The following is a 5,019-nucleotide window of genomic DNA, read 5'->3' as shown; positions in this document are numbered from 1 at the left end:
GGTGGCCGTCAGTGCTCGGCCGGTTCCGCTGGCGCGCGCATGTCGTCGATCCGGAGGATGAGGATGTTCGCGGTGTCGTCTTTCCCGTCGACGGTCCCGTCGATGACGAGCTTCGAGAGCGGCGTCGGGCCGACGGTGACGGAGTCGCCCTCGTGGAAGTTCCGGACGGAGCCCTGGACGTGGATCTCGGCGCGGCAGAGCTCGGGGTGGTGGACGCTGGAGAGGTCGATCCCGTCGACGTTGACGCCCGTGACCTCCTCGCCCTCGTGGTAGATGGGGACATCTGCGGGCTCGTCCATCCGCTGGATGTCGAGCGCCTCGTAGGCGTTCGAGGTGGGTTTGTACCCGCCCTTCGGTCCGGGTACGCCCTCGACCAGCTGGAGGGCCTTCAGGCTCTGCATCTGGTTGCGTATCGTGCCGGGGTTCCGGTCGACCTCCTCGGCGATCGCCTCGCCCTTGACGGCGTCCTCCTGTTCCCCGTAGAGGTTGATGAGGGCCGTGAGGATGCTTTTCTGGCTCGACGTGAGCTCGATAGATGACATGTGCGTATATACAGGGTCGGCCTGCTTAAATGCGATGGAATATAATTATAATGGGAAACGGCTTTCGCGGTCACGCGCCGCGCAGCCGCCGCATTCTGACGTACGCGATCGGACTCGAGAGCGCCACGACGGTCCCCACGCCGACGAGCGCCAGACCGAGATCGCCGAGGAAAAACGACAGCACCGCCCCCGTGAGTCCGATCGCGGCGCCGGTGAACGCGACCGCGATCGTGGCGCCGATCGGTTCGATGTCGGTGCGTTCGACGTCGGTTCCGGAAGGACTCATACCGACCGATCGCGGCCGGACGTGGAAATCGTGTGCGATCGCGTCGCCGTCGCGGACCCGACCATTCAAGCCGCGTCGCGCCCCGTGTTCGGGTATGACCACCGTCAGGATCATCGGCGCCCCGACAGACTACGGGGCGAACCGACGCGGCGTCGACATGGGCCCGTCAGCCATCCGCTACGGCGGGCTCGCCGACCAGCTCGCGAGCGCGGGCGTCGAGACGGTCGACGCCGGCGACCTCGCGGTTCCCCGGGCGGAGGAGCGCGACCCGGACGCCGACGCGCCGATCAGGGGCAACGCGAAGTTCCTCCGGGAGACGGCGGACGTCTGCCGCCGGCTCGGCGACGAGGTCGCGGCGACCCTCGCGGACGGGGCGGTGCCGCTCGCGCTCGGCGGCGACCACTCGATCGCGATCGGCTCGCTCGGCGGATCCGCGCGCGAGGCCGACATCGGCGCGGTGTGGTTCGACGCCCACGCCGACCTCAACACCCCCTCGACGACGCCCTCGGGGAACGTCCACGGGATGCCGCTGGCGGCCGCGCTCGGCCTCGACGAGTTCGCGGACACCGACTGGGCGAACGCGCCCGGCCTCTCGCCGGAGAACATCGCGCTCGTCGGGCTCCGATCGGTCGACGAGGCCGAGGTCGACGTGATCCGCGATCACGGTTTCGCCGCGTACACGATGTCCGACATCGACGAACGGGGGATCACGGCGATCACCGAGGAGGCGATGACCGTCGCCGCGGCCGGCGTCGACGGCGTCCACGTCAGCCTCGACCTCGACTGGCTCGACCCGAACGAGGCGCCCGGCGTCGGCACGCCGGTCCGCGGCGGCGTGACCTACCGGGAGGCACACAGCGCGATGGAGATCGTCGACGAGGCCGACTGCCTCCGGTCGATGGAACTCGTCGAGGTGAACCCGACGCTCGACCAGCACAACGAGACCGCGTCGCTCGCGACCGAACTGGCCGCGAGCGCGTTCGGGAAACGCGTGTTGTGACGGCCCGGACCGTTAACCGTCCGGCCTTCAGGGGGCGTCGTCGAGCCGTTCGACGACCCGCTGCAGATCGGCCTCGCGTTCGATCTGCTGTTTGACCTCCTCGCGCCGCCGGACCGCGCCGGAGTCGGCGTCGTACGCGCGGACGAACTCGGCGCGCGTGTGCTCGTCGAACGCGTGACGGATCGCGAAGTAGCCGTCGGGCACGATCGTCCCGCACACTTTACACTCGTGTCGCTGGTGGCCGTTCGTCTGGTGAACGATGGCCGACTCCACGTCGTCGAAAGCGGCGTCGCAGCCGTCGATGCCGCACGTCCAGCGGGGCATGTGCTTGTGGTCGCGTCCGCGAGGGATTAACCGTTTCCCCGTCGGTCGCCGATCGCCGGCCTCGAATCGGTCGTCGGTCGATCGGTCCGCCGATCGAACGATACTCCTTTGCGCGGCGGCGACGACGCTACGAGCGTGACCCGATCGAGTACGCGCGTCGACGCCCACGTGAAGGTGCTCGACGACGACGTGGTCGCCCGCGCGAAGGCACGGGGGATCGACGCCCTCGTGTACGCTCCGCACTTCACCCGGCTCCCCACGATCCGCGAGCGCGCGTCATGGCACACGGACGACGAGCTGACGGTCGTCCCCGCCCGGGAGGTGTTCACCGGCGACTGGGGGAACCGGCGACACCTCCTCGCGCTCGGACTCACCGAACCCGTCCCCGACTACATCACGTTCGAGGCCGCGATGGCCGAGTTCCAGCGGCAGGACGCCGCGGTGCTCGTCCCGCACCCGTCGTTCGCGACCATCTCGCTCACCCGGCCGGAGATCGCCGCCCACGACGAGCGGCTCGACGCGCTGGAGACGTACAACGCGAAGCTGCTCCCCCACCAGAACGCTCGCGCTCGGAACGTGGCCGAGGCGACCGGTCACCCGGGGTTCGGGTCGTCATACGCGCACCTGCGCGGCACGGTCGGCGAGGCGTGGACCGAGTTCGACGGCGACCTCGCGAGCCCGGAGGCGATCGTCGACGCCTTCCGTGAGGGACGGCCGCGCACCGTCTACCACTGGCCCGGCGCGGGCCACCAGATCCGCGGGCTCATCGAGTTCGCCCACCTCGCGTACGAGAACACCTGGGAGAAGCTCGACCGGACGTTCCTCTCGGGGGACGAGCCGACCCTTCCGAGCAACGTCGCGTACGACGGGCGGTTCGACGACGTGAGCGTCTATCGCTAGCCGAACCGAGCCGGAGTCTCGGAGACGGATTCACGTACAAACGGTATCGATTATTGCGGAGCTGATCACGCTTGACAGATCTGTAACTCAAGTAATCAATAATCCGCGTAGCGTGAAACTGTACCTGGTTTATGATACGCAACGTCGTGGTGTCAGATACCATGCCACTTTACATGGACGTCCACAGAAACGTGGATGCAAGCGTTGAGGATGTTGTCGCAGCCCACAAGAAAGACGTTGAAACCCAAGAGAAACACGGAGTAAAATACCTGAACTACTGGGTTGACGAGGACGAAGGTGCCGTCTTCTGTCTGTTCGAAGGGCCGAGTAAAGCCGCAGGTGAGACGGTTCACCGCGAGGCACACGGACTCACCGCCGACGAGATCTTCGAAGTCGAACAAGGGGAGTGAGCTTATGCTCTTCGTGGCTACCTTCGAACATTCGGCCGATAACTGCTGGGCCCGAGAACAACACAAGGAGAAAGCCAGAGAGTGGATCGGAACCATCGACGAGCGAGCGGCGGAGTACGATGTCGAGCTTCACGGATCGTACGTGACGCCGAACGAGCACAAGCTCTACTTCATCCTTGAGGTAGACAGCTTCGAATCGGTCACCGGTTTCCTCGATTCCCCGTTCCTCGAAGATCACGACGGTCATATTGCGCCCGTCCACGCTCTCAGCGAGGTGGCGGAGCTATTGCTTGAGGAGTGATATAATACGACAGTCTACCCCCGGGCTCTCGCACTCGTACGGCGTCGTCCCTGCGGGGTCTCCATCTCTCGGTCAGCGTCGAGGGGCGCTCTCTCGACCGGCGGTCACTCCAGTTCGGTCTCCGTCTCCGTCTCGGCGTCGGTCTCGGATTCGTGCGCCTCCTCGCTCGCCGCCTTCCGCGCGCGGTCGGCGGCGAGCTCGCGGTCGATATCGTCCTCGACCGCGCCCATCGACGCCACGGTGACGACGTTGCCGCCGCCCGGGTCGACCACCATCACCTCCTCGCCCTCCTCGATCGTCCCGTCGAGGGCGCGCGCGGAGTAGTAGGGGTTGAATCCGCCGCCGGAGAGCTTCACCTCGCCGCCGGCGGCCGTCACGCGCTCGGTGACGGTCCCCGTCTTGCCCTTCAGCGAGTCGCGGTCGCTCGTCTGCTGTTGACCCTTCCCGCCGTACAGGTCGAACTCGTGGTAGCCGTAGAAGGCGGCCGCGCCGAACACGAGCGTCAGCACCGCCATGAGCACAGTGAGGAGGGCACCGGCGCCGACGAGAGGGGCTAACAGGAGCCCGCCGAGCCCGGCACCGATCAGCGCGATCCCGACGACGATGAAGTTCGCCCCCGGCGCGAGCGCCTCCGCCATCGAGAGCAACAGCCCCGCCGTCAACAACAGCAACGGGAGGGTGTCCGGGCCGATCAGTCCGGCCTGTGCGAGCGCGTCCATGATCGGACCTACGGCCCCGGCGTGATAAGTTGTGGTGCGAGCGGGACCCGAAGTAGGGGTGCCGACGGGACCCGAAGTAGGGACGCGAGCGAGCGCTGCAGTAGTGATACGGGCGAGACCCGAACGTGTTCGTGACACGCGACATGCGGGCGCGGCGACGAGAGACGGACGTGATGTCCGAACTCGACGTCAGGGAGATCCCACCGAACGAGCGACACGACCGCATCCACGACGCGTTCGAGGAGCTGGAACCGGGCGAGTCGCTGACGATCGTCAACGACCACGACCCGAAACCGCTCTACTACGAGCTGTCGGCGGAGGTACCGGCGTTCGACGACGACGGCTACGCGGTCGAACAGGAGGGGCCGTCGCGGTTCGTCGCGGAGCTGCCCAAAGTCGAGGACGAGCCCGCGGCGGAGATCGTCCGTATCGCGGAGCTCGACGGCGAACCCCACGCCGACCTGTTCCCGGGGCGCACCCCCAAGACGCTCCGGCTCTCGCTCGGCGCGGGCGAGCGCGTCCCCGAGCACGACCACC

At 67.2% G+C, this 5,019-nt stretch carries 9 protein-coding genes; 5 read left to right on the top strand and 4 right to left on the bottom strand.

Annotated elements, in window-relative coordinates; all coding sequences use genetic code 11:
• Nucleotides 1-8: 8 nt before the first annotated feature.
• Together GJ633_RS13770 and GJ633_RS13765 are read right to left on the bottom strand one after the other, a co-directional pair.
• Nucleotides 9-542 carry an Rrf2 family transcriptional regulator gene (locus GJ633_RS13770; protein ID WP_156589272.1) on the bottom strand — a complete coding sequence of 178 codons (534 nt, stop codon included), beginning with the start codon at nt 540-542 and terminating at the stop codon, nt 9-11.
• Nucleotides 543-612: 70 nt separating this feature from the next.
• Nucleotides 613-828: a hypothetical protein gene (locus tag GJ633_RS13765; protein ID WP_156589271.1), complete on the bottom strand. Its 216-nt coding sequence runs from the start codon at nt 826-828 to the stop codon at nt 613-615.
• Nucleotides 829-922: 94 nt separating this feature from the next.
• Here GJ633_RS13765 and rocF point away from each other — a divergent pair, with 94 nt between their 5' ends.
• Nucleotides 923-1,828, top strand: coding sequence for an arginase (rocF, locus tag GJ633_RS13760; protein WP_156589270.1), 906 nt, complete (start codon nt 923-925; stop codon nt 1,826-1,828).
• 27 nt (nt 1,829-1,855) lie between these two features.
• On the opposite strand, the gene GJ633_RS13755 is transcribed toward rocF, so the two are convergent.
• On the bottom strand, nt 1,856-2,152 hold the full coding sequence (locus GJ633_RS13755; RefSeq protein ID WP_156589269.1) for a hypothetical protein: 297 nt from the start codon (nt 2,150-2,152) through the stop codon (nt 1,856-1,858).
• A 135-nt stretch (nt 2,153-2,287) separates the two neighbouring features.
• Between GJ633_RS13755 and GJ633_RS13750 the strand changes: the two genes are divergently transcribed.
• From GJ633_RS13750 to GJ633_RS13740, 3 genes are all read left to right on the top strand, one after another.
• The gene (locus GJ633_RS13750) at nt 2,288-3,052 is read left to right on the top strand and encodes a PHP-associated domain-containing protein (RefSeq protein WP_394351164.1); all 765 of its coding nucleotides are present in this window, start codon (nt 2,288-2,290) and stop codon (nt 3,050-3,052) included.
• 131 nt (nt 3,053-3,183) lie between these two features.
• Nucleotides 3,184-3,462, top strand: coding sequence for a DUF4242 domain-containing protein (locus GJ633_RS13745; RefSeq protein WP_231741365.1), 279 nt, complete (start codon nt 3,184-3,186; stop codon nt 3,460-3,462).
• Between the two features lie 4 nt (nt 3,463-3,466).
• Nucleotides 3,467-3,763, top strand: a complete 297-nt coding sequence (locus GJ633_RS13740; protein ID WP_156589267.1) for a DUF3303 family protein — start codon at nt 3,467-3,469, stop codon at nt 3,761-3,763.
• Nucleotides 3,764-3,867: 104 nt separating this feature from the next.
• On the opposite strand, the gene GJ633_RS13735 is transcribed toward GJ633_RS13740, so the two are convergent.
• The gene (locus tag GJ633_RS13735; protein ID WP_156589266.1) at nt 3,868-4,482 is read right to left on the bottom strand and encodes an NfeD family protein; all 615 of its coding nucleotides are present in this window, start codon (nt 4,480-4,482) and stop codon (nt 3,868-3,870) included.
• A gap of 173 nt (nt 4,483-4,655) precedes the next feature.
• Between GJ633_RS13735 and GJ633_RS13730 the strand changes: the two genes are divergently transcribed.
• On the top strand, nt 4,656-5,019 hold a 364-nt coding region (locus tag GJ633_RS13730; RefSeq protein WP_156589273.1), incomplete at its 3' end, for a DUF2249 domain-containing protein.

Source organism: Halorubrum sp. CBA1125 (assembly GCF_009742825.1).
Classification (GTDB): Archaea; Halobacteriota; Halobacteria; order Halobacteriales; family Haloferacaceae; genus Halorubrum.
The sequence above is the reverse complement of the archived record's forward strand: the minus strand, read 5'-3'. Positions and strand labels throughout refer to the sequence as shown.